Origin of the sequence: Pseudomonas sp. RGB (genome assembly GCF_007713445.1) — a bacterium.
Lineage (GTDB): Bacteria > Pseudomonadota > Gammaproteobacteria > Pseudomonadales > Pseudomonadaceae > Aquipseudomonas.
The window spans coordinates 47,706-71,407 of sequence record NZ_VMSH01000018.1; the positions used below are offsets into that span (position 1 = coordinate 47,706).

Below are 23,702 nucleotides of genomic sequence, written 5' to 3' on the forward strand. Positions count from 1 at the left end.
CACCACCATTCAAATGTGGGAGCTGGCTTGCCTGCGATAGCGGTGTGTCAGTCACCCCTTTATCTATGGGGCCGCCGCCTTCGAGGGCAAGCCCGCTCCCACATTTTGGTTCTGTAGGTACCCATAGGGCTGTGTTCAGGCCTGCTTGGCCAACAACTCCAAGCCTTCGTGCAACGCCGGGAACAGGCTGTTGTTGAAGTTGTTCCAGCGCAGTTCGAGGATGGTGTCCTCGGGCGAGATCTCGGTTTTCAGCACGTCGTGAAACACTTCACCCGAATCAATGCCGTTATCCACGTAGTGGAACGACGCACCGGTGAGGTACAGCGGCTCGGACGGCGTGGTGGCCTTGGTCGCCCAATCCACCACGGTTTGCCCGCGCGCACCATATAACGCGTTCCAGGTGGCATACGCGCCGCGGCGCTCGTAAGGCGATTCGATGCGCGTAATGCCTGGGTGAATGTTCATGATGCGCCGCGCAAACGGCGCGCCTGGCCGCACCAACTCATCCAGAATCACCAGCAAACCATCCAGCACGACGATATCGGCCTTCAATTCCACCAGCGTGTCGTGCAGGCGGCGCTCGAAATCCTGCTTGCCGGCGATGTGCTCGGCGCTGCCGCGTGGCAAACGGCGATAGGTGGACGGCACGCTCAGCAACAAATCGTTGACCAACCGGCCCTGCACTTGCAGATCCGCCGGGTACAGCCACTGGCGGCCTGGTTTGTAGGCAAAGCCGTAATCGCTGACCAGTTGCTGGTCGCGCGGGTTCTGTTCGTCATCGTCGTACACCACGCCAACCAGGTTGTACGCCTCGCCCAATGGGGTGTCGTTCAACGAGCCCACCAAAAACTCCAGCACCGACTTCATGTAGCGCTCGTGGTCCTTGTAGGCCACCGGCTGCCCGGCCTTGTCGGCTGCGGCATTTCGCAGGGACCACACATACACCAGGTTCTTTTTCGTCATTGTTTCGCTCTCGCTGAATGGACTGCGCGCGGCGTCGATGCACGTGCGCCTACAGCACAAGAACGAACCAGGACACGGCCGATTTATCCCACCGCGTCATCGCCCGGCCTGCCGAGCTAAATAGTCGCGACGGAACTTCGTTTGTCATGGGTAAGGGTCTGTGTGCCCAGCCCCCCTTTTTTTCACTTTCCGGGAAGTACTTATGACCGACCCCAAGCGCGGCGCCTTCAACGGTTTGCTCGCATTGCTCAGGCCTTTTCGCACTATCGTGACGGTCTCCGTCGCCCTCGGCATGGCGGGGGGGCTGGCCATCACGTTGCTGCTGGCGACTATCAATAATGCCCTGCACTCCACCACCGGCATGACCCAGGGCGTGATCCTGACCTTTGCTGCGCTGTGCCTGTTGGCGCTGACCAGCTCTATCGTCTCGGATATCGGCACCAACTATGTGGGCCAACGGATCATCGCCGCCTTGCGCAAGGATCTGGGCGAGAAAGTGCTGTCGGCACCCATCGAGCAGATCGAGCGCTACCGAGCCCACCGCCTGATTCCGGTACTCACCCACGACGTCGACACCATCAGCGATTTCTCCTTTGCGTTCACGCCGCTGGCCATCGCTACCACGGTGACCCTTGGCTGCCTGGGTTACCTGGCCTATCTGTCGGTGCCGATGTTCCTGATGATGATCGTTGCCATTGTCATCGGCAGCAGCGTGCAGTTCATTGCCGGCCACAAAGGCATACGCGGCTTCGACGAAGCCCGTGATCTGGAAGACGAACTGCAACGCTACTATTCGGCAATTGCCTCGGGCGCCAAAGAGCTGCGCATCCACCGGCCGCGACGCTACCGCATGAACACCCACCGCATTCAGGAAACCGCCGACCAGATCAGCGATATCCAGGTGCGCTCCGTGAATATTTACATCGTGGCGAAAACCTTCGGCTCGATGCTGTTTTTCGTGGTCATCGGCCTGGCCCTGGCCATGCAAGCCTACAGCCCCAACCCTGACCCTGCGGTGATCACCGGCTTCGTGCTGGTGTTGCTGTACATGAAAGGCCCGCTCGAACACGTGGTCGGGTACCTGCCGATCATCGGCAAGGCGCGGATTGCCTTTGCGCGAATTACCGAGCTGTCTGATCGCTTCTCGTCCCCCGAACCGCACTTGCTGATGGACGGCAGCGAGGCGCCAACACCGGTGGTCAACAGCCTAGAACTGCGCGGCGTCAGCTACAGCCCACCGCCGGTGGAAGGCAGCGAGCCGTTCCACCTGGGGCCGATCAACCTGAGCATCAAGCAGGGCGATATCGTGTTTATCGTCGGCGAGAACGGCTGCGGCAAGACCACACTGATCAAACTGTTACTAGGCCTGTATCAACCGCAGACAGGGGAAATCCGGCTCAATGGCGAAACCGTGACCGACCCCGTGCGCGATGACTATCGCCAATTGTTCACCACCGTGTTCGCCGACTATTACCTGTTCGACGATCTGGTTCAGGGCAGCGCTACTCAATCGCTGGACAGCGCGGCCAAGTACCTGGAGCGCCTGGAAATCGCGCACAAGGTCAGCGTCAAAGACGGCGTATTCAGTACCACCGACCTATCTACCGGCCAGCGCAAACGGCTGGCGCTGGTCAATGCCTGGCTCGAAGAGCGCCCTGTGCTGGTGTTCGACGAATGGGCTGCCGATCAAGACCCGGCGTTCCGTCGCGTGTTCTACACCGAGCTGCTGCCCGACCTCAAACGCCTGGGCAAAACCATCATTGTGATCAGCCACGACGACCGCTATTTCGATGTCGCCGACCAGTTGGTGCGTCTGCGCGCGGGCAAGGTGGTGCCCGAGCTGGAGCCGGCATGAAGTTTTTTTCCGGTTTCTTGGGATAGGAACGTCTCACTAGTGGTAATGAGAATTGACCTCAATAAACACTTAGAACTGCCCACTTAAAATCTAGAAGAGAATGCATCCATGCCAGCAACGTTCGGTCTGAGTCCCTTGAGCAAGGCACTCTCCATGCGCCGCCTCTTGAACATCCCTATCCTGCCAAGCACCATTGCCTTTGCAATGGCATTGCCGGTCGCGGGTTACGTGCAGGCTCAGGAAGTCGAACTGAACGTACCTGCGCAGCCGCTGGGGAGCGCGCTTCAGGAATTCGGCCGTCAGACCAATTTGCAGGTGCTGTACAGCCCGACCGACGTAGAAGGCAAACAAAGCCACCCGATCAAGGGTAAGTTGCAACCCAATCAGGCCATGACCACCTTGCTGACGGGCACGGGCGTCAGTTACGACCTGCAAGGCAACTCGTTTACCATCAGCGCTGCGAAAACGTCGGCGCTGGAGCTGGGCGCGACCCAGGTCACGGCCAACCAGTTGGGGACCATCACTGAAGGTTCCGGCTCCTACACCCCCGGCACCATTGCCACCGCGACCCGCATGGTATTGAGCCCGCGCGAGACGCCGCAGTCGATCTCCGTGGTGACCCGTCAGGCCATGGACGACTTCAACCTCAAGTCGATCGACGACGTCATGCGACACACGCCGGGCATCACCGTGTCGACCTACGACAGCGAGCGCACCAGCTACTTCTCGCGTGGCTTCGCCATCCAGAACTTTCAGTACGACGGCATCCCGATCCTGCAGGATGCCCAATACTCGTCGGGTCACACCCTGACCGACACTGTGATCTACGACCGCGTCGAAATTCTCAAGGGCGCCACCGGCCTACTCACCGGCGCCGGCGGCCCGGGTGGCACCATCAACATGGTGCGTAAAAAACCGACATCGGAATTCAAAGGCTATGTCGACCTGGGGGCGGGCTCCTGGGATAACTATCGCTCCGAAATCGATGTCAGCGGCCCGTTGACCGAGTCCGGCAATGTGCGCGGCCGCGCTGTCGCGGCCTACCAGGACAAACATACGTTCCTCGATCACTATCAGCGCCAGACCAACGTCTACTACGGCATCCTCGAATTCGACCTGGCGCCGGACACGTTGCTGACCATCGGTGGCGACTATCAGGACAGCGACCCGCAGGGTTCCAGCTGGTCCGGTGCGGCCTCGTTATTTGACTCAGCCGGTAATCGTATCAGCACGCCGCGCTCCTTCAACAACGGCGCCAAGTACAGCAAGTGGAAGCAGTACACACGCACGGGCTTCGCAACCCTGGAACACACGTTCGACAACGGCTGGGTCGGAAAGGCGCAGTACAACCACCAGATCAACGGCTATAAAGCACCGCTGTCGGCCCTGCTGTCGCCAGACGCGGTTACGGGCAAAGCCTCACTGCTGACCCGCACCTACATCGGTGAAACCACCAGTGACACCGGCGACCTGTATGCCACCGGCCCGTTCAGCCTGTTCGGGCGTGAACACGAGCTGGTCGTCGGCACCTCGGTCTCGCGCTCGCGCTGGCTGGGCAACGACTACACCAACGCCACCAACTACAACAACAGCCACGACTACTTCAACTGGGACGGCGACGCGCCCAAACCGGACCGTGGCCCCCGAACCAAAAAGAACGACGAGCTGACCCGCCAGAGCGCCGGCTACATCACCGGGCGTTTCAGTCTGGCGGATGACCTGCACCTGATCCTCGGCACCCGGGTCAACAACTACGAAGTCAGCGGCACCAGCCAGGTCAAGGACACCGGCAAGGTCGTGCCTTACGCGGGTATCACTTACGACCTCAACGACAACTTCTCGGCCTATGCCAGCTTCACCGAGATTTACCTGCCGCAAGACGACTACCGCGACCGCAACGACAAGCCGCTCGAACCGGACGAAGGCAAGAACTACGAGATCGGCATCAAAGGTGAGTTCTTCGATGGCCGCCTGAATTCGAGCCTGGCTTACTTCGAAGTCCATGAGAAAAACCGCGCAATCGATGACGACGACTACATCCCCAACAGCTACCCCGGGCTGGATTACGCGTCCAAAGGTACCGAAGCCAAAACCAAGGGCTACGAAGCGGAAATCTCCGGCGAACTGGCGCCAGGCTGGCAGTTGCAAGCGGGTTATACCCACAAGATCATGCGCAACAAACAGGGTGAGAAGCTCTCCACCTGGGAACCGGAAGACCAGGTCAATCTCTACACCAGTTACAAGCTCACCGGCCCACTGGACAAGCTGACCCTGGGCAGCGGCGTACGTTGGCAGGGTACCGGCTGGAAGTTGCTGAACAACTACGCTAAAGGCACCCAGGAAAACTTCTCCCAGGACCCGCTATGGGTAGTGGACGCGATGGCCCGCTACCAGGTGACCGAGAACGTGTCGGCAACCCTCAACGTCAACAACATCTTCGACAAGAAGTACTACACCAACATCGGCTTCTATAACTCGGCTTACTACGGTGACCCGCGTAATGTGATGCTCAGTACCCGCTGGAACTTCTGATCCAGCACGAGCCCCTGGTCATCGCCGATGACCAGGGGTTTTTTATTGCCCGTTGAAAAAGACGCTGTGTTGAATAACGCCCATAAAAAAACGCCCCTGGGCAAAGGTCCAGGGGCGTTGCTTTTTGTCCAGAGCGTTACTTCATTGCATCAGCAAAGCTCTGCACGAACGCGGCGTTATCGATGATTCGATCATGGGTAGAGTCGATCAGTATTGACTGCTGAATGCACGGCCGGCCCATGACCTGCTCCATGCTTGCCTCTATCAACTGACGATGCTGGCCAGCCCGGCTTGCGGCAGCCCACCAGCAACTGATCGGCGCGTTGATCGGCTTGAAATCAGCGTCCTTGAGGCGCTGGCCCAAAGTGCGGTCCAGCTCCCAGGAGACCTGCGCTTCATCCCCTTCAAGCAAGGTGCTCTTGATCTCCAGGAAAGTGTCACCCAGCGCACCTTCGGCCCAGGTACTGAAGGCCTGCCATTGCTGAGTCTCTTCGCCCGCAAGCGTCTGGCTTTGCAACCAGGCAGCCTGGATCGATTGGCTCGACTCCGGGAACATGACCTGTAACAGCTCGACACGCCGCTGATTTACCGGCAACTCACTGTCATCAGCCACCACCGCCGTTTCCCAATACGCCTTGAGCCAATACGGCGGCGATGCGTCGATCCAACCAACAACCTCCACCACGCGCCCGGCCTGCTCCAGCGCATACGCGACCTCCATGGCCAGATTGCCGCCCAGCGACCAGCCGGCCAGGCGATACGGGCCTTGCGGCACGGCGTCGAGCAGCTGGGCGGTGTAGTCCTCAACCATGGCCTGCCAGCCGGGCACGTCACCGCCCTCTTCAACCAAGGCCCGACTGATCACACCAAGCACCGGCCGCTGATCGCGCAGCGCCAGGCCAATGGCCTTATAGCAATGCACCGAACCGTAGCTGGGGTGGAACAGAAACAATGGCGTGCCTTGGGTCTGACTGTTGAGGTTGACGATCAGCGAGTGGCGGGTCTCGCCTCCCAGGCAAGCCACCTGCCCCGCCACTGTCGGGTTGAGCATCAATTGGCTGACTGACAGCACTGTTCCGGTGGCCTTGCGAATGCGCTCCTTGAGCATCAGCACCAGCAACGAGTGCCCACCCAGTTCAAAGAAGTTGTCATTCAACCCCACTCGCTCAACGCCCAGTACCTCGCGCCAGATAACCGCGAGGCGTTGTTCCAGCGGAGTCTGCGGCGCCTGGTAGGCGCGATCATGTTGATCCGCACCGGGCGCCGGCAATGCCTTGCGATCCAGCTTGCCATTCGGGCTCAGAGGCATCTGCGCCAGCAGCACCCATTGCGCCGGCACCATGTAGTCAGGCAAATGCGCCAGAAGATACGCACTGAGGGATTCGCGCCAGCGCTCGCTCGGGGCCTGCAACACCAGATAGCCCACAAGCTGCTTGCCGTCGATGACCTGCACCGAGGCCTCTTGCACTTGTGGGTGTTCGAGGATGCGCGCCTCAATCTCGCCCAACTCGATACGCAGGCCTCGCAGCTTGACCTGATGATCCAGTCGCCCAAGGTATTCGATAACCCCGTCGGCTCGTTGGCACACGCGGTCGCCGGTGCGGTACAAACGCTCACCCGGCTGGAAAGGCGAAGCGACAAACCGCTCAGCCGTGAGCCCCGCACGTCGATGGTAACCGCGCGCCAACCCGACACCGCCCAAGTACAGCTCGCCCGCCACGCCCACGGCAACCGCCTGCAGATCCGCGTCCAGCACGTAGGTACGCAGGTTGGCGATTGGCTGTCCAATGGGCACCGTGTCACGCCCTTCGTCGACGCACACCCAGTGGGTCACGTCGATAGCCGCTTCAGTTGGCCCATACAGGTTATACAACGCGGCCTGCGGCAGTTTGGAGAAAACCTGCTGTTGCGCGTCCACCGGCAACGCTTCGCCACTGCACACGATGCGCTGCAAGGTATGGCAGGTGTCAACCGCGGTGTCTTGCAGAAAAGCCTGCAACATCGACGGCACGAAGTGCAGCGTGGTGACGCGTTCGGCGTTAATCAACGCCACCAACCTGGCGGGGTCGCGATGATCACCGGGTGCGGCCACCACCAGGCGCGCGCCAGTCATCAGCGGCCAGAAGAACTCCCACACCGATACATCAAAGCTGAACGGCGTCTTTTGCAAGACTGTGTCACTGGCACTCAACGCGTACGCGTCCTGCATCCAGCACAAGCGGTTGGTCAGCGCCGAGTGACGGTTACCAGCGCCTTTGGGCTGGCCGGTGGAGCCTGAGGTGTAAATCATATAAGCGAGGTTTTCGTCATACAGCGCGATGCCAGGGTTGGCATCGCTGTAACCCTCGAACCAGGATTCCCCTACCACCAGGCAGTCCAGCCCTGGGGAAATCGGCAGCTGTTCCAAAAGATGCGCCTGCGTGAGTAACAGCTTCACGCCACTGTCTTGCAGCATGTAGGCCAAACGCTCGCGCGGGTATTCAGGGTCGAGCGGTACGTAAGCGCCACCGGCCTTGAGCACCGCCAGCAGGCTGACGACCATTTCAATCGAACGCTCTACGGCTACCCCAACCAATACATCCGGTCCGACACCCGCCTCCATCAAACGATGGGCCAGGCGGTTGGCACGGCGGTTGAGCTCGGCGTAGGTCAGGCGTTGTTCGGCAAAGACCAAAGCCGGTGCATGCGGGGCACGCTCGACCTGTGCTTCGATCAATTGATGAACGGGCTGCTGCGTATAGTCCTGCTCGGTAGCGTTCCAGTCTTGCAGCGCCACCCGTTGCTCTGTGCGGTCCAGCAACGGCAGCTGGCTGACCCGCTGCTGCGGGTCGTCGAGCATGCCTTGCAGGATATTCTGCCAATGCTTAAGCATGCGCTGAAGCATGGCAGGCTCGAACAAGTCAGTTGCATAAGTAAGTGTGGCCCAGATGCCATCCGCCGATGCCTGGGTGTCCAGGCTCAGGTCGAACTGCGCGGTCTGGCTGCCCCAGTCCAGGCCTTCCACACGCAAGTCAGGCAAGTATCGGCCTTGAGTGGCCAGGCCTGCATCGCTCTGGTGGTTGAACAATACTTGGAACAAAGGGTTATGGCTCAGGTTGCGCTCCGGCTGCAGCGCTTCGACCAATTGCTCGAACGGCAGGTCCTGGTGGCTCTGGGCATCCAGGCTGCGGCGCTTGACCTGCTGCAGCAACTGGCGAACGGTGATTTGCTCGTCGAGGTCGGCCTTGAGCACCTGGGTATTGACGAAAAAACCCACTAGACGTTCGACGTCGACACGGTTGCGGTTGGCAATCGGCACACCCACGCGAATGTCCTGCTGGCCGCTGTAGCGATACAACAGGCTCTGGAATGACGCGAGCAACAGCATAAACACCGTCACACCTTCGCGCTGCGCCAAGGCGTTGAGCCCGGCGGCCAGTTGCGCTGGCAACTCGACGTCCAGGCTCGCGCCACGATAGCTTTGCACCGCCGGGCGCGCACGCGCCGTCGGCAGCTCCAATACGGGTTGCTCGCCACCCAGCAGCTCGCGCCAATAGGTCAATTGGCGCTCACGCTCCCCGGCCGCCATCCACTGGCGTTGCCAGTGCGCGTAATCGGCATACTGCAACGGCAACGCCGGTAACTGCGCCACCTCGCCCTGGCGATAAGCACCATACAACTGCACCAGTTCATCGACCATAACCTGCATCGACCAACCATCGCAGACGATATGGTGCTGCACCAATACCAGCACATGCAGGTCTTCGGCCAGACGCATCAGCGTGACGCGCAGCAGTGGCCCTTGCTGCAGGTCGAAAGGCCGGGCAATTTCGGCCTCCACCTGTTGCTGCAGCGTGCTTTGAAGGGCGTCTACACGCGTAATCAGCACCGGTTCGGCCGGGTGAATCACTTGCACCACAGCCTCATCCTGCTGGTCGATACGGGTGCGCAAGCTCTCATGCCGTGCGACCAGCGCGTCAAAACTGCATTGCAAGGCCTGCTGATCAAGCTGACCGCTCAGGCGCAAAATACTCGGAATATGGTAGGCAGCGCTGTGAGGGTCCAGTTGCCATAGGAACCACTGGCGCTCCTGCGCAAATGACAGCACCAACGGCTGGTCCCGCTCGATCGCCACCATCGGCGGCGCCAAGTCACGATCAGCGGCCTGCAGTGCCAGCACAAACCCTTCCAGTTGCGGCTGTTCAAACAAGGTACGCAGCGCCACTTCGCGCTCAAGCAGTTGACGCACTCGGGAGATCACCTGCATGGCCAGCAACGAGTGCCCGCCCAGCTCGAAAAAGTGGTCCGTCAGACCAATACGCTCGGCCCCCAACACCTGAGCCCAGATCGCCGCCACCTGCTGCTGCAATGGCGTGACCGGTTCAATCCACACGCCCTGCGACTGCGCTTTATCCGGCCTCGGCAGGCCCTTGCGATCAAGCTTGCCGTTGGGGGTCAATGGCATTTGCGTCAAAAACACAAAGTGCGCCGGGACCATGTAGTCCGGCAGGCAGGCTTTGAGCGCTCTGCGCAGGGCTTCGCGAAATTCGACCGCGTTGATCAACGCAGGGTCAGCGGGGACCACATACGCCACCAGCTGTTTGCCGGTCGGACCTTCCTGGGCCACAACCACGGTTTCACCGACGCTGTCCTGTTCGCGCAGACGTGCTTCGATTTCGCCCAGCTCGATACGGAACCCACGGATTTTTACCTGATGGTCGACGCGGCCGAGGTAATCCACCACACCATCAGGGCGACCACGGGTGAGGTCGCCGCTGCGATACACACGGCTGCCAGGTTTGCCGAACGGGTCCGGCACGAAGCGCTCGGCAGTCAGTGCCGGACGCTCCAAATAACCGCGAGCCACGCCCTCCCCGCCCAGGTACAACTCACCTGCCACGCCGATTGGTTGCAGGTTCAGTTGCGAATCCAGCACATAGCCGCTGCGGTTGCCCAGCAGTGTGCCAATCGGTGCGTAGACGGCGCCGCAGGGGTCGCCACGATGGGCTTTCCACAGCAGCGGCGTGACCACGGTTTCCGTCGGGCCGTAGCCATTGAACAGGTAGGTCGGTTTCAGCGCACGCCACGCCAGGTCGTAGCTGGCCTGCGCCACTGCGTCACCGCCGAAGCAGTAAACACGCACTGGCGGTGGGTTACCGTCGCGCTCGGCATGTTCAGCCAGCTGTTGCAGGTACACCGGCGGGAACACGGCCATGGTCACGTTATGGCGGTGCATTTGTGCGTAGGTGTATTCCGGCAGCCACAGGCTATCGTCGCGGATCAGCACACTGGCGCCATTGATCAGCGGGTGCATCCAGCCTTCGTGGGCGCCGTCGAACGCGAAGGACATGAAGTGCAGTTCGCAATCGGCGGGGGACGTTTCATAGCGTTCGCCGGTGGCGATGATATGCGCCACCAACGGGCCGTGGGAAACGGCAACGCCCTTGGGCATGCCGGTGGAGCCTGAGGTGTAGATCACGTACGCGAGGTTGTCGCCGTCCAACTGCACCTCGGGCGCGGTATCGCTGTAATCACACCACAATTCGGTGCGATCAATCGCCAGGCTGTCCAGGCCTTGCGGTATCGGTAGTTGCTGCAAGGCACTGGTGTGCGTCAGCAACAACTTCGCGCGGCTGTCTTGCATCATGTACAGCAGGCGATCACGTGGGTATTCGATATCCAGCGGTACATACACACCACCGGCTTTCATGACCGCGAGGAACGCGACCATGATCTCGGCACTGCGCGGCATGGCGATGGCCACGCGCACTTCCGGGCCGACACCACGGGCGATCAGCGCATGCGCCAGGCGGTTGGCTTGGCGGTCCAATTCCCCATAGGACAAGGTCTGCGCGTCGAACTTGACCGCCACTGCATGCGGGTTTTCCCGCGCACGATCAGCGAACAACTCATGCACCAGACGCTCGGCCGAGAAGCCTGCGTCGGTCTGATCCCACAGGTTCAGAATGTGTTGCTGCTCATCGCTGTCCAACAGGTTCAATTGGCCAATGTTCTGCTGCACATCGGCAACCATCGCCTGCAACAGGTTTTGCCAGTGACGCGCCATGCGCTCGAGGGTCGCAGGCTCGAACAAGTCGGTAGCGTAGCCCAGCGAAGCCCACAGCCCCTCGGAGCTTTCATGCACATCCAGATCGAGGTCAAAGTGCGCGGTACGGCGCTCCCACTCCAGGCCTTCAATGCGCAAATTGGACAGCGTCTGCGACTGCGCGCCCAAGCGCCCTTCGCTTTGATAGTTGAACATCACTTGGAATAACGGGTTGAGGCTCAGGCTGCGTTCCGGCTGCAGGGCCTCCACCAGCTGTTCGAACGGCAGGTCCTGGTGGGCCTGGGCATCTAGCGCACGTTGTTTGACCTGGGCCAGAAGCTCGGCAACAGTGATAGGCCCGTCGAGGTCGACCTTGAGTACCTGAGTGTTGACGAAGAAGCCAATCAGGCGCTCGGTTTCAACGCGGTTGCGGTTGGCAATCGGCACACCGACGCGGATGTCTTGCTGGCCGCTGTAGCGGTGCAGCAACGCCTGGAACGAGGCCAGCAATAGCATAAACATCGTCACGCCCTGAGCCTGGGCCAGGGCTTTAAGACTGTCGACCAGGCTGGCGGGCAACGGCACATCGAGGCGCGCGCCGCGATGGCTCTGTTGCGCGGGGCGTTGGTGGTCGAACGGCAATTCCAATACCGGTTGCTCGCCACCCAGCAGTTCGCGCCAGTAGGCCAGTTGGCGCGCCCTCTCACCAGCGTCCATCCAGTTACGCTGCCATACGGCAAAGTCGGCGTATTGAATCGGCATCGCCGGCAATTGCAACAATTGCCCCTGACTGAACGCCTGGTAGAGCTGCACCAGCTCATCAACCATTACCTGCATCGACCAACCGTCGGAGACGATATGGTGCTGCACCAGCACCAGTACGTGGTCATCCTGTGCCACACGCAGCAACGTCACGCGCAGCAAAGGCCCTGCTTGCAGGTCGAACGGACGCGCGATTTCGGCTTCTACCTGCGCCTGCACGTCGTGCTCGTGCACGTCTACGCACTGGATGGGCAACGCCATCTGCGGGCGAATAGCTTGCCGTGCACCGTCCGGTTGCGGTTCGACGTAAGTGCGCAGGCTTTCATGGCGAGCGACCAGCACATCGAAACTGCGCTGCAACGCCGACGTATCCAGCGGCCCCTTGAGGCGCAGGGCACTGGGGATATGGTACGCGGCACTGCCTGGGTCCAGCTGCCAGAGGAACCACTGGCGCTCCTGGGCATAAGACAGCGGTAACGGTTGATCGCGTCCGACCTGCACAAGTGCCGGCGCCTGTTCACCCTCGACCGCTTCCAATGCGTGCAACGCTGCGGCGAAGCCTTCAAGACGCGGTTGCTCGAATACCAGCTTGAGTGGCACTTCACGTCCCAATGCATGGCGCAGGCGTGAAACCACCTGCATCGCCAACAACGAATGGCCACCCATTTCAAAGAAGTGGTCGGTCAGCCCGACCCGCTCTGCGCCGAGGATTTGCGCCCACACGGCGGCTATCTGCTGCTCCAGCTCGGTGACCGGTGCAACCCAGGCCTGCAGCGATTGGCTGGCGTCGGGTTTGGGCAGCGCCTGACGGTCCAGCTTGCCATTAGGGTTCAACGGCATGCGGTCAAGGAAGACCAGGTGGGCCGGCACCATGTAGTCCGGCAGCTGTTCACGCAGCCTGGCCTTGAGCGCTTCGGCGTCGTGCTGCTCGGCGACCAGGTAGGCAACCAGTTGATTGTCAGCCGCCAGCACCAATGTTTCGCGCACCCCGTGCTGGGCGAGCAACAGCGCTTCGATTTCGCCCAGTTCGATACGGAAACCGCGGATTTTGACCTGGTGGTCGACCCGCCCCACATACTCAATCACGCCGTCGGCGCGGTAGCGTGCCAAGTCGCCGGTGCGGTAGAGACGCTCGCCGACTGCACCGAACGGGTCCGGCACAAAGCGCTCAGCCGTAAGCAGTGCGCGGTTCAAATAGGCACGTGCCAAGCCACAGCGGCTGGCGATGTACAGTTCGCCGACCGCCCCCAACGGCGCCAGGTTCAGGTCGCGGTCCAACACGTACAAAGCGCGGCCCGGCAATGAGCGGCCAATGGGGCTGGCCGTGGCGCCGATGACTTCACTGCTGCAGGTGCAGTCCAGCACACTCGACACCACCGTCGCTTCGGTCGGCCCGTAGGTATTGAGCAATCGTACATGGCCCAGGCCGGCTTTCAGCCATTGCGCCGGCCCCTCCAGCGGCATGGCTTCACCGCCGATATGGACCTGGCGAAGCGCGCCGTAAGCGCGCGGCCCGGCCGCCAGGCAATCGAGCAGAAACAGGTTCCAGTAGGCGGTCGGCAAGTCGGCCAGGGTAATGCCCTGCTTGATGATTTCCTCATACAACCGAGCACTGTCCCACAACTCGGGGCCACGCAGGATCACCGTGGCGCCGTGGGTCAGCGCCGGGTACAACTGCTCCACGAACCCATCGAAGTTCAGGGTTGCAAACTGCAACACGCGATCCGCTGGGGACAACTGCGAATAGCCGGCGGCAATACTCGAGAATTCCGTGAGTGCCGCGTGGTTGATCGCCACGCCCTTGGGCTTGCCGGTGGAACCGGAGGTGTAGATCACGTAGGCCAGGCTCTGTGGATCGACCCAGACCCGGGGGTTGACCTCGGAGGTGCCGTGCAGCACGCCATCGATGCGATCGATATCCAGCCGCGCAATCTGCTCCGGAAGCGGCAATGGCACTGACGATTGACACAGCACCAGGCGCACGGCGCTGTCTTCAAGCATGTGCAACAGGCGTTCGCGCGGGTATTGCGGATCCAGGGGCACATAAGCGCCCCCGGCCTTGAGCACCGCCAGCAGGCTGACCACCATGGCAAACGAGCGCTCCACCGCCACGCCCACCATCACCTCGGCGCCAACGCCCTGGTTGATCAGGTAATGGGCCAGGCGGTTCGCTTGCCGGTTCAGCTCGGCGTAGCTGATGGACTGCTCGCCCAGGCACAAGGCGATAGCCTCAGGCTGTTGCCGCGCCTGCGCCTCAAACAGGCCGTGCACGCCTGCGGGTTCCACGAACGCCGCAGCACTGTGATTCCAGTCCTGCAAGAGGCCGCACTGCTCATCATCGGTCAACATCGGCAGTTGCGCGACGCGATCGCCCGCGCCTGCAACTACGGCCCGCAACAGTGCCTGCCAATGCTGCGCCATGCGCTCAACAGTGGCCGCGTTGAACAGGTCGGTGGCATAGGTCAACGACGCCGCCAGGCCTTCGGGCGTCTCCTGAGTATCCAGGCTGAGGTCAAACTGCGCGCTCTGATCGCCCCACGCCAACGCCTCCAACGCAAGCCCCGGCAATTGCTGTGCGGCCTGCGCTTTATGGCCTTCGGTCTGGTGGTTGAACATCACTTGAAACAGCGGGTTGTGGCTCAGGCTGCGCTCGGGCTGCAAAGCCTCGACCAATTGTTCAAAGGGCAAGTCCTGATGACTCTGGGCATCCAGAGCTCGCTGCTTGACCTGGGCCAGCACTTGGCTGAAGGTCATTTGCCCGTCGATATCAGCCTTCAAAACCTGGGTGTTGACGAAAAACCCGATCAGACGTTCGGTTTCTGCGCGGTTGCGGTTGGCGATCGGCACACCAACACGGATATCCGACTGGCCGCTGTAGCGATACAACAGCGTCTGAAACGACGCCAGCAACAGCATGAACAGGGTCACCCCCTCGCGCTGCGCCAACGCCTTGAGACCATTGACCAGCGCCGCATTCAGGCTGATATCCAGACGCGCGCCACGGTAGCTCTGAACCGCCGGCCGTGGGTGGTCCAACGGCAACTCCAGCACTGGCTGCTCACCGCCCAAGCGCTCACGCCAGTAACCCAGCTGGCGCTCCTTCTCCCCTGCCTCCATCCAACTGCGCTGCCACAGCGCGTAGTCCGGGTATTGAATCGGCAACTCGGGCAGCCGCACGTCTTTGCCCTGACTGTAGGCAACGTACAACTGCACCAGCTCATCGACCATAACCTGCATCGACCAGCCATCAGACACGATATGGTGCAGCACCAGTACCAGCACGTGCTCATCCGGTGCCAATTGCAGGACCTTCACCCGCAGCAAGGGGCCTTGCTCCAGGTCGAAAGGTTGGGCGACCTGCGCTTGCACCCATGCCTCAAGCGGCAACGCATCGGCGGCTTCGTAAGCAACGTCAACGTGAAGTTCCGGGCGGACCACCTGCAACACTCGGTCAACATCCTGATACAGATGGGTGCGCAGGCTTTCATGGCGGGCAACCAAGGCATCGAAGCTGCGCTGCAAGGCCGCCCGATCAAGTTGGCCTTTCAAACGCAGCGCCCGTGGCAAATGGTAGGCAGGGCTCTGCGGCTCCAGTTGCCACAAAAACCACTGCCGTTCCTGGGCATAAGAGAGTCGCAGCGGCTCGCCTTCCTGACGCTTGAAAACCGGGGCAATCTCAAACAGGTTGATGCCTTGTTGCTTGAGCATTACCGCCAACGCTTTCTTTTGTTGCGCCGAAAGTGAACCTACCGACTCGATTAATGCTTGCACGCCACGCCCCTCAGGAAATCAATTTATCCAAATCTTCTGCTGATAGACGTTTGAGGGCCTCCAAGGATTTAGCCAATGCGTCCTGCACAGGCGAATTATTTGCCTGTTGGGCCGCCACGTAGGCGCTGAAGTCTGCCAAGGTGGGTGTGGTGAAAATCGATTTGACGTCGAATTCGGCGTGCAATTGCTCGCGCAGCCGCACAACCACCTGCGTCGCCAGCAACGAATGCCCGCCCAACTCGAAGAAGTTGTCGTTCAAACCCACTCGCTCCATTTCCAGCACCTCGGCCCAGATCGCGGCGATCTGCCGTTCCAGTTCGCTGGACGGCGCGACGTATTCGCGCACCTGTAAGTGGGCATCCGCTTTGGGCAAGGCTTTACGATCCAGTTTGCCGTTGGGGCTCAGGGGCATGTGGTCGAGCAGCATCCACTGTGCGGGCACCATGTAGTCCGGCAGGTGTTGGGCCAGATGCGCGCTGAGTACGTCACGCCAGTCGTCAGTGGCGTGTTGCAGCACCAGGTAGCCCACCAGGTAGGTGCCATCAACGGCCAACACCGCGGCTTCACGCACCGCCTCGTGTTCCAGCAGGCGCGCCTCGATTTCACCCAGCTCAATACGCAGACCGCGCAACTTGACCTGATGATCGATGCGGCCGGCGTATTCGATCACGCCGTCCGCACGATAGCGGGCCAGGTCGCCGGTGCGGTACAGCCGCTCACCGGCGACAAACGGATGGGCAATAAAGCGCTCGGCAGTCAAGCCGGGGCGACGGTGGTAACCGCGGGCCAGGCCGCCGCCACCCAGGTACAACTCGCCCAACACGCCCACCGGGACGGGTTCGAAGTGGCTGTCGAGAATGTAGCAACCCAGGTTGGCGATCGGGCGCCCGATCGGCACCGCATCGCGGCCTTCATCGACGCAGGTCCAGTGGGTCACATCAATAGCCGCTTCGGTCGGGCCGTACAAATTGTAGAGCCCGGCCTGCGGCAGCTTGGCGAACACTTGCTGCTGCGCGTCCACTGCAAGCGCCTCGCCGCTGCACACGATGCGGTGCAAGGTATGACAGGTTGCAACCATGGGGTCTTGCAGGAACGTCTGCAACATCGACGGCACAAAGTGCACTGTGGTGATCTGCTCGGCATTGATCAGCTTGACCAGCTTGGCAGGGTCGCGGTGATCCCCAGGTGCGGCAACCACCAGGCGTGAGCCAGTCATCAGGGGCCAGAAGAACTCCCACACCGACACGTCAAAGCTGAACGGAGTCTTTTGCAGCACGGTGTCACTGACATCCAGGGCATAAGCGTCCTGCATCCATTGCAAGCGATTGGTCAGGGCCGAATGGCGGTTGCCGGCGCCTTTGGGCTGGCCGGTGGAGCCCGAGGTGTAGATCACATAGGCGAGGTTTTCGCCCTCCAATGCGACACCGGGATTCGCTTCGCTATAGCCCTCGAACCAGGACTCGCCCAGGACCAGGGTGTCCAGTGCGGATGGAACCGGCAACTGCTCCAACAGATGCGCCTGGGTCAGCAACAGCTTAACGCCACTGTCTTCGAGCATGTAGGCCAGGCGCTCGCGCGGGTACTCCGGGTCCAGCGGCACATAGGCGCCGCCGGCCTTGAGTACCGCCAGCAGGCCGACGACCATTTCGATTGAGCGCTCCACAGCCAGGCCCACCAGTACATCCGGGCCCACACCGGCCGCTATCAGGCGATGAGCCAAGCGGTTGGCACGGCAATTCAGTTCGGTGTAGCTCAGGCGCTGTTGACCAAAGGCCAATGCCGGCGCCTGCGGTGTACGGGCGACCTGTTCTTCGATTAATGCGTGCACGCAACGCTGCAACGGGTAATCGCGTGCCGTGGCATTCCAGTCATGGACCACCCGCTGATGCTCGGCGGCGTCGAGCATTGGCAAATCAGCCAGGCGTTGCCCCTGGTCATTGGCCATGGCCTGCAGCAGGTTGACCAGATGACGGGCATAACCTTGCACGGTCAAGGCATTGAAGTGCGCATGGGCGAAACTCAATTGCAGCGACAGCGTCTCGCCCATATCCACCAGCACGGTCAGCGGGTAGCTGGTTTGTTCATGCGCCTTGGGCTCGCCAAACCGAATGCCACTGCCGCCGCTCTGCTCCAGGGCTTTGGATACCGGGTAGTTCTCGAACACCAGGATGTTGTCGAACAACGCCGCACCACCCTGCCCGGCCCAGCGTTGAATATCGTAAAGGGCAGTATGTTCATGCTCGCGCAAGGCCAGGTTCTGCGCCTGCACCGCCTGCAACCAGTGCGCCACCGACTGCTGCCCGTCTACCGCACAGATCACCGGCAAGGTATTGATGAACAGGCCGATTTGTTGCTCCACTCCCACCAGTTCCGCCGGGCGCCCGGCCACGGTGGCACCGAAGGACACCACCGACTGCCCGCTGTGCCGTTGCAACAGAACCAGCCAGGCGGCCTGGACCAATGTATTCAGGGTGACCTTATTGCTGCGCGCACAGGCTTCCAGCTGCGCCGTCAACGGGCGGTCGAGGCTGTACTGATACTCGCCATACCCTTCACCGGCCTGCGCCAGGTTGCTGCCCAAGCGAGTCGGCGTTTGCAATGCGCTCAACTGCTCGCGCCAGAACGCTTCGGTCGCGCCCGCATCACGCTGTTGCAGCCAGCCAATGTAGTCGCGATAGCGTCCGATGGCGGGCGGTACTGCCACACCGGCATAGCGTTGCAGCACTTCACCAAACAGCCGCGAGTTGCTCCAGCCGTCCATCAGAATGTGGTGGCTGGTGTAAATCAGCTCATGGCGCTGGTCTTCGGTGCGCACCAGCAGTAACCGCACCAACGGCGCCTTGGTCACATCAAAACCCTGGCGACGCTGGGCCAACTGCAAATGGTGCAACTCAAGCTCACGCTCGGGCATGGCGCGCCAGTCGAGCTCCTCGACCATTAACGGCGCCTCGCGGTAAACGACCTGGCACGGCCATTCCAGCTGGCCCTCCCAGAAGAACCCGCTGCGCAATACCTCATGGGCCTGCACGGTGGCCTGCCACGCCTGCTCGAAGCGCGGCACATCCAGGCCTTCAGCCGTAACGCGGATCTGGCTGATGTAATCCCCCGCTGCGTGCTCATAGAGGGTGTGGAACAGCATGCCTTGCTGCATCGGCGACAAGGTGTAGATGTCTTCCACGGCATCGGCGGCCAACGGCAGCGATTCGAGTTGTTGCTGGTTCAGGCGCGCCAACGGGAAGTCGGAAGCGGTAACCCCGCTGTTGCCAGGTGTGCAGCAATGCTCCACCAGGTCGCTGAGTTCGCGGGTAAAGGCAGCGCCCAGGGCTTCGATGACGTGGGAGTCGAACATCAGCGGGCTGAACGTCCAGCTCACCTGCAGTTCACCGCCATACACTTGACCGTTGAGCGTCAACCAGTTGCCCAGCGGCGCGTCGGGGCTTTGTTCGGCACCGGTACTTTCCGTGGCGGAGGCGAACAAGGCGTCCGGCTGATCAAGGCTGGCGTCGAGCTGGCCGAGGTAGTTGAAGGTGATACGCGGCACCGGCAGCTGGCTCAACGCTTGGCGTGTAGCGTCATCGCCCAGGTAGCGCAGCGCGCCAAAACCCAAGCCTTTGTCGGGTACGGCGCGTAATTGCTCTTTGATCTGCTTGATCGAGCCGGCCAGGGTTGCGGTCGGCGTCAGCCGTACCGGGAACAGGCTGGTGAACCAGCCCAGGGTGCGGGTCAGGTCGATGTCGTCAAACAGGTCTTCACGGCCATGGCCTTCCAGCTGGATCAGGCTTGATGCCTGCCCGGTCCATTGGCAGATCACCCGCGCCAGGGCGGTCAACAGCAGGTCGTTGATCTGAGTACGATAAGCCGTGGGCGCTTGTTGCAGCAGCTGCCGGGTGCGTTCGGCATCCAGCTGGCTGACCACCGTCTGCGCCAAACGACCGGGGCGCGCGGCGTGCGGGTCGCGGCATGGCAAGTCGGTGTCTATGCCTTGAAGCTGTTGCAGCCAGAATTGCTTCTCGCGTGTCATCGCTTCACTGCGTGCATGGGCCTGCAAGCGTTCAGCCCACGCTTTGAACGATGAGGTCTTCGCCGGCAGTGCGTGTTGGCGATACAGGCTCTGCAGGTCTTCGAGAAATACGCGCCAGGAAACCCCGTCCACCACCAGATGGTGCATGACCAGCAACAGACGCTGCGAACCGTCAGCCAAGTCGGCAAGTACCGCACGCAACAACTGACCTTGTTGCAGGTCGAGACTGCTCTGGGCGCGCTCGCAGAGGGCCAGCAGTTCGGCATCGTCTTGCACGGTCTCCTGCCACAGCAAGGTCGCCATTGGCGCGTCATGGCGAGCGGTCCAACGGTCGGCCTGCTGGCTGAAACTCAAGCGCAGCACATCATGATGCTGGACGAGCAATTGCAGGGCCACTTGCAACCGGTCTGCGTGCAGCGGTTGGCGTGGCCTCAGTAGCAAGGACTGATTCCAGTGATGCCGGTCCGGCAACGGCATCGCGAAAAATAGCTGTTGGAAAGGCAGCAGCGGCGTCTCGCCCTGCACCGGCCCCTGATCGATCACGCGGGCGGCCTGCAACTGCGCCACTCGCGCCAGGCTGCGTACGGTCTGATGCTGGAACAGCGCCTTGGCGGTGAAGTGAATACCGGCGGCGCGGGCGCGACTGACCACCTGGATCGAAATGATCGAGTCGCCACCGCGCTCGAAGAAGTTGTCGTTCAGGCCCACCTGCTCAATACCGAGCACGTCGGCCCAAATCGCAGCGATCCGTTGTTCCAGCGCGCTTTGCGGGGCTTCATAGTGCTGTGCGGCTTCGGGCTTGGGCAGGGCCTTGCGGTCCAGCTTGCCGTTGGGGCTCAACGGCATCTGCTCAACCGGGACCCACTGCGCCGGTACCATGTAATCCGGCAGATGCTGCGCGAGGTGGGCACCAAGCACTTCGCGCCAGCCCTCGGCAGCGGTGTGCAACACCACGTAGCCAACCAGGTATTTGCCATCCACCGCCACCACCGCAGCTTCGCGAACGTGCTCGTGTTCCAGCAGGCGCGCTTCGATTTCACCCAGCTCAATACGCAAACCGCGCAACTTGACCTGATGGTCGATCCGCCCGGCGTATTCGATCACACCGTCTTCGCGATAACGCGCCAGGTCGCCGGTGCGATACAAGCGCTCGCCTGTGACAAAAGGGTGAGCGATAAAACGCTCGGCAGTCAGCGCCGGGCGGCGGTGGTAACCCCGCGCCAGGCCGACGCCGCCCAGGTACAACTCACCGAGCACGCCAACCGGCACCGGTTCAAAATTGCTGTCGAGAATGTAGCAACCGAGGTTGGCAATCGGACGGCCGATCGGCACTGCGTCGCGGCCTTCCTCAATGCAGGTCCAATGGGTCACGTCGATGGCCGCTTCGGTCGGGCCGTACAGGTTGTAGAGCCCGGCTTGCGGCAGTTTGGCCAATACTTGTTGCTGCGCATCCACCGGCAACGCTTCGCCGCTGCACACAATACGTTGCAGGCTCTGGCACGTGGACACCGCCGGATCTTGCAGGAACGCCTGCAACATCGACGGCACGAAGTGCAGTGTGGTGATTTTCTCCTGGTTGATCAGCTTGATCAGCTTGGCAGGGTCGCGATGATCACCCGGCGCGGCGACCACCAGGCGCGAACCGCTCATCAACGGCCAGAAGAACTCCCACACCGACACGTCGAAACTGAAGGGGGTCTTCTGCAGCACTGTGTCATCGCTGTCCAGACCATAGGCCTCCTGCATCCATTGCAGGCGGTTGAGCAACGCCGAGTGCCGGTTGCCGGCGCCTTTTGGCTGCCCGGTGGAACCCGAGGTGTAGATCACGTAGGCGAGGTTTTCACCGTCCAGCACGATCTCTGGGTTCGCCTCGCTGTAGCCTTCCAACCGCGACTCGTCCAGCACCAGCGTTTCCAGACCTTGTGGAACCGGCAGTTGGCCGAGCAGGTGCGCCTGTGTCAGCAGCAGTTTCACGCCGCTGTCTTGGAGCATATAGGCCAGGCGTTCACGCGGGTATTCCGGGTCCAGCGGTACATACGCCCCGCCGGCCTTGAGCACTGCCAGCAAACCGATGACCATCTCTATGGAGCGCTCGACGGCCAAGCCAACCAGCACGTCGGGGCCGACGCCCGCTTCCATCAAGCGATGGGCCAGGCGGTTGGCTTGGCGGTTCAGCTCGGCATAACTTAAGGCCGTATCGCCAAAGCACACAGCAAGGGCCTGCGGTTGCACCAGCACCCGTGTTTCGAACAGTTGATGCACCCACTGCCCTTGCGGGTAGTCGCGCTCGGTGGCATTGCATTGATAAACGAGCCGTTGGCGCTCTTCAGCGCACATGATCGCCAGGTCCTGCAACGGCGATGCAGGGTTGGCCACCGCCGCCTGCAACAGGCCCAACCATTGCCCCAGCATGCGCGACGCGGTGGCAGCACCGAACAGGTCGGTGGCATAGGTCAGGGATGCCCAGATACCGTCGTCGGTTTCCTGAGTATCCAGGCTCAAATCGAACTGAGCGCTTTGGGTGTCCCACTCCAGATTGGCCACCACCAGCCCCGGCAATTGCTGTTGCGTTTTTTGCGCGCTCGCCTGGTGGTTGAACATCACTTGGAACAACGGGTTATGGCTCAGGCTGCGCTCCGGTTGCAGCGCTTCCACCAGTTGCTCGAACGGCAAATCCTGATGGGCCTGAGCTTCCAGCGCACGGCGCTTGGTGTGCTGGAGCAACTGCACAAAGGTCATCTGCCCGTCGAGGTCGGACTTGAGCACTTGGGTGTTGACAAAGAAACCGATCAGCGACTCGGTTTCGACCCGGTTACGGTTGGCAATCGGCACGCCGACCCGAATGTCCTGCTGGCCGCTGTAGCGGTACAAAAATGTCTGGAACGAAGCCAGCAAAAGCATGAACAGCGTGACACCTTCACGCTGGGCCAAGGCCTTCAAGCCCGCCACCAGCGCCGGCTCCAACGCAATATCCTGACGGGCGCCAAGGAAACTCTGCTGCGCCGGACGTGGCTGATCGAACGGCAATTCCAGCACCGGTTGCGTACCACCGAGCAGCTCACGCCAGTAGCCCAACTGACGCGCCTTCTCCCCGGCTTCCATCCAACTGCGCTGCCACAGCGCGTAGTCGGCGTACTGAATCGGCAGCGGCGCCAGCGTGCAATCCTGACCCTGGCTGTAGGCGGCATAAAGCTGCATCAATTCCTGCACCATCACGGCCATCGACCAGCCGTCGGAGACGATATGGTGCTGCACCAGCACCAGCACGTGCTCATCCGCACTCAGTGCCAGCAGGCTGACCCGCAGCAGCGGGCCTCGCTGCAAATCAAAGGGGCGCGCAATCTCCTCTTCCACGCGTGCTTTGAGGTGTGCTTCGTCGACGGTGCTTTCGGCGATTTCAATCACCGCGTGCTCCAGCACTTGCTGCGTACGCTGCTCGTCGTCCAGATGCAGACGGGTGCGCAGGCTTTCATGACGCGCCACCAGGGTGTCGAAACTGCGTTGCAGGGCCGGCTTATCCAGGTGCCCTTTCAAGCGCAAGGCGCCTGGCACGTGATAGGCCGCGCTGTGTGGGTCCAGTTGCCAGAGGAACCACTGCCGCTCTTGGGCGTATGACAGCGGCAAGGGTTGCCCGGCGTCGCGAATCGAGGCAATCGGCAATTGAGCGAAACTCATGCCCCGGCTTTGCAGGCGCTGGTAAAACTGCTGGCGCTGTTCCAGAGGCAGGCGAAGAAAACGCGACACCAGGTCGATATTAGGGTTGGAAAGCATGG

5 protein-coding genes are annotated in these 23,702 nt (G+C 61.4%); 2 read left to right on the plus strand and 3 right to left on the minus strand.

The window, feature by feature from the left end; genetic code table 11:
- Window positions 1–135: 135 nt before the first annotated feature.
- On the minus strand, window positions 136–963 hold the full coding sequence (locus FPT15_RS26185) for a N(5)-hydroxyornithine transformylase PvdF (protein ID WP_094950653.1): 828 nt from the start codon (window positions 961–963) through the stop codon (window positions 136–138).
- Between the two features lie 202 nt (window positions 964–1,165).
- Between FPT15_RS26185 and FPT15_RS26190 the strand changes: the two genes are divergently transcribed.
- Both FPT15_RS26190 and FPT15_RS26195 read left to right on the plus strand, forming a co-directional pair.
- A complete protein-coding gene (locus FPT15_RS26190; protein WP_145165723.1) occupies window positions 1,166–2,818 on the plus strand; it encodes a cyclic peptide export ABC transporter in 1,653 nt (550 codons plus the stop codon).
- Between the two features lie 153 nt (window positions 2,819–2,971).
- Window positions 2,972–5,350, plus strand: a complete 2,379-nt coding sequence (locus FPT15_RS26195) for a TonB-dependent siderophore receptor (protein WP_145165724.1) — start codon at window positions 2,972–2,974, stop codon at window positions 5,348–5,350.
- 136 nt (window positions 5,351–5,486) lie between these two features.
- Here FPT15_RS26195 and FPT15_RS26200 read toward each other — a convergent pair whose 3' ends face one another.
- On the minus strand, window positions 5,487–15,854 hold the full coding sequence (locus FPT15_RS26200; protein WP_372241499.1) for an amino acid adenylation domain-containing protein: 10,368 nt from the start codon (window positions 15,852–15,854) through the stop codon (window positions 5,487–5,489).
- Between the two features lie 64 nt (window positions 15,855–15,918).
- Window positions 15,919–23,700: a non-ribosomal peptide synthetase gene (locus tag FPT15_RS26205; protein ID WP_145165725.1), complete on the minus strand. Its 7,782-nt coding sequence runs from the start codon at window positions 23,698–23,700 to the stop codon at window positions 15,919–15,921.
- Window positions 23,701–23,702: the final 2 nt, after the last annotated feature.

Coding starts and splice junctions, on each gene's coding strand:
- FPT15_RS26185 (WP_094950653.1), bottom strand. CDS start 963: ATGACGAAAAAGAACCTGGTGTATGTGTGGTCCCTGCGAAATGCCGCA.
- FPT15_RS26190 (WP_145165723.1), top strand. CDS start 1,166: ATGACCGACCCCAAGCGCGGCGCCTTCAACGGTTTGCTCGCATTGCTC.
- FPT15_RS26205 (WP_145165725.1), bottom strand. CDS start 23,700: ATGCTTTCCAACCCTAATATCGACCTGGTGTCGCGTTTTCTTCGCCTG.
- FPT15_RS26195 (WP_145165724.1), top strand. CDS start 2,972: ATGCGCCGCCTCTTGAACATCCCTATCCTGCCAAGCACCATTGCCTTT.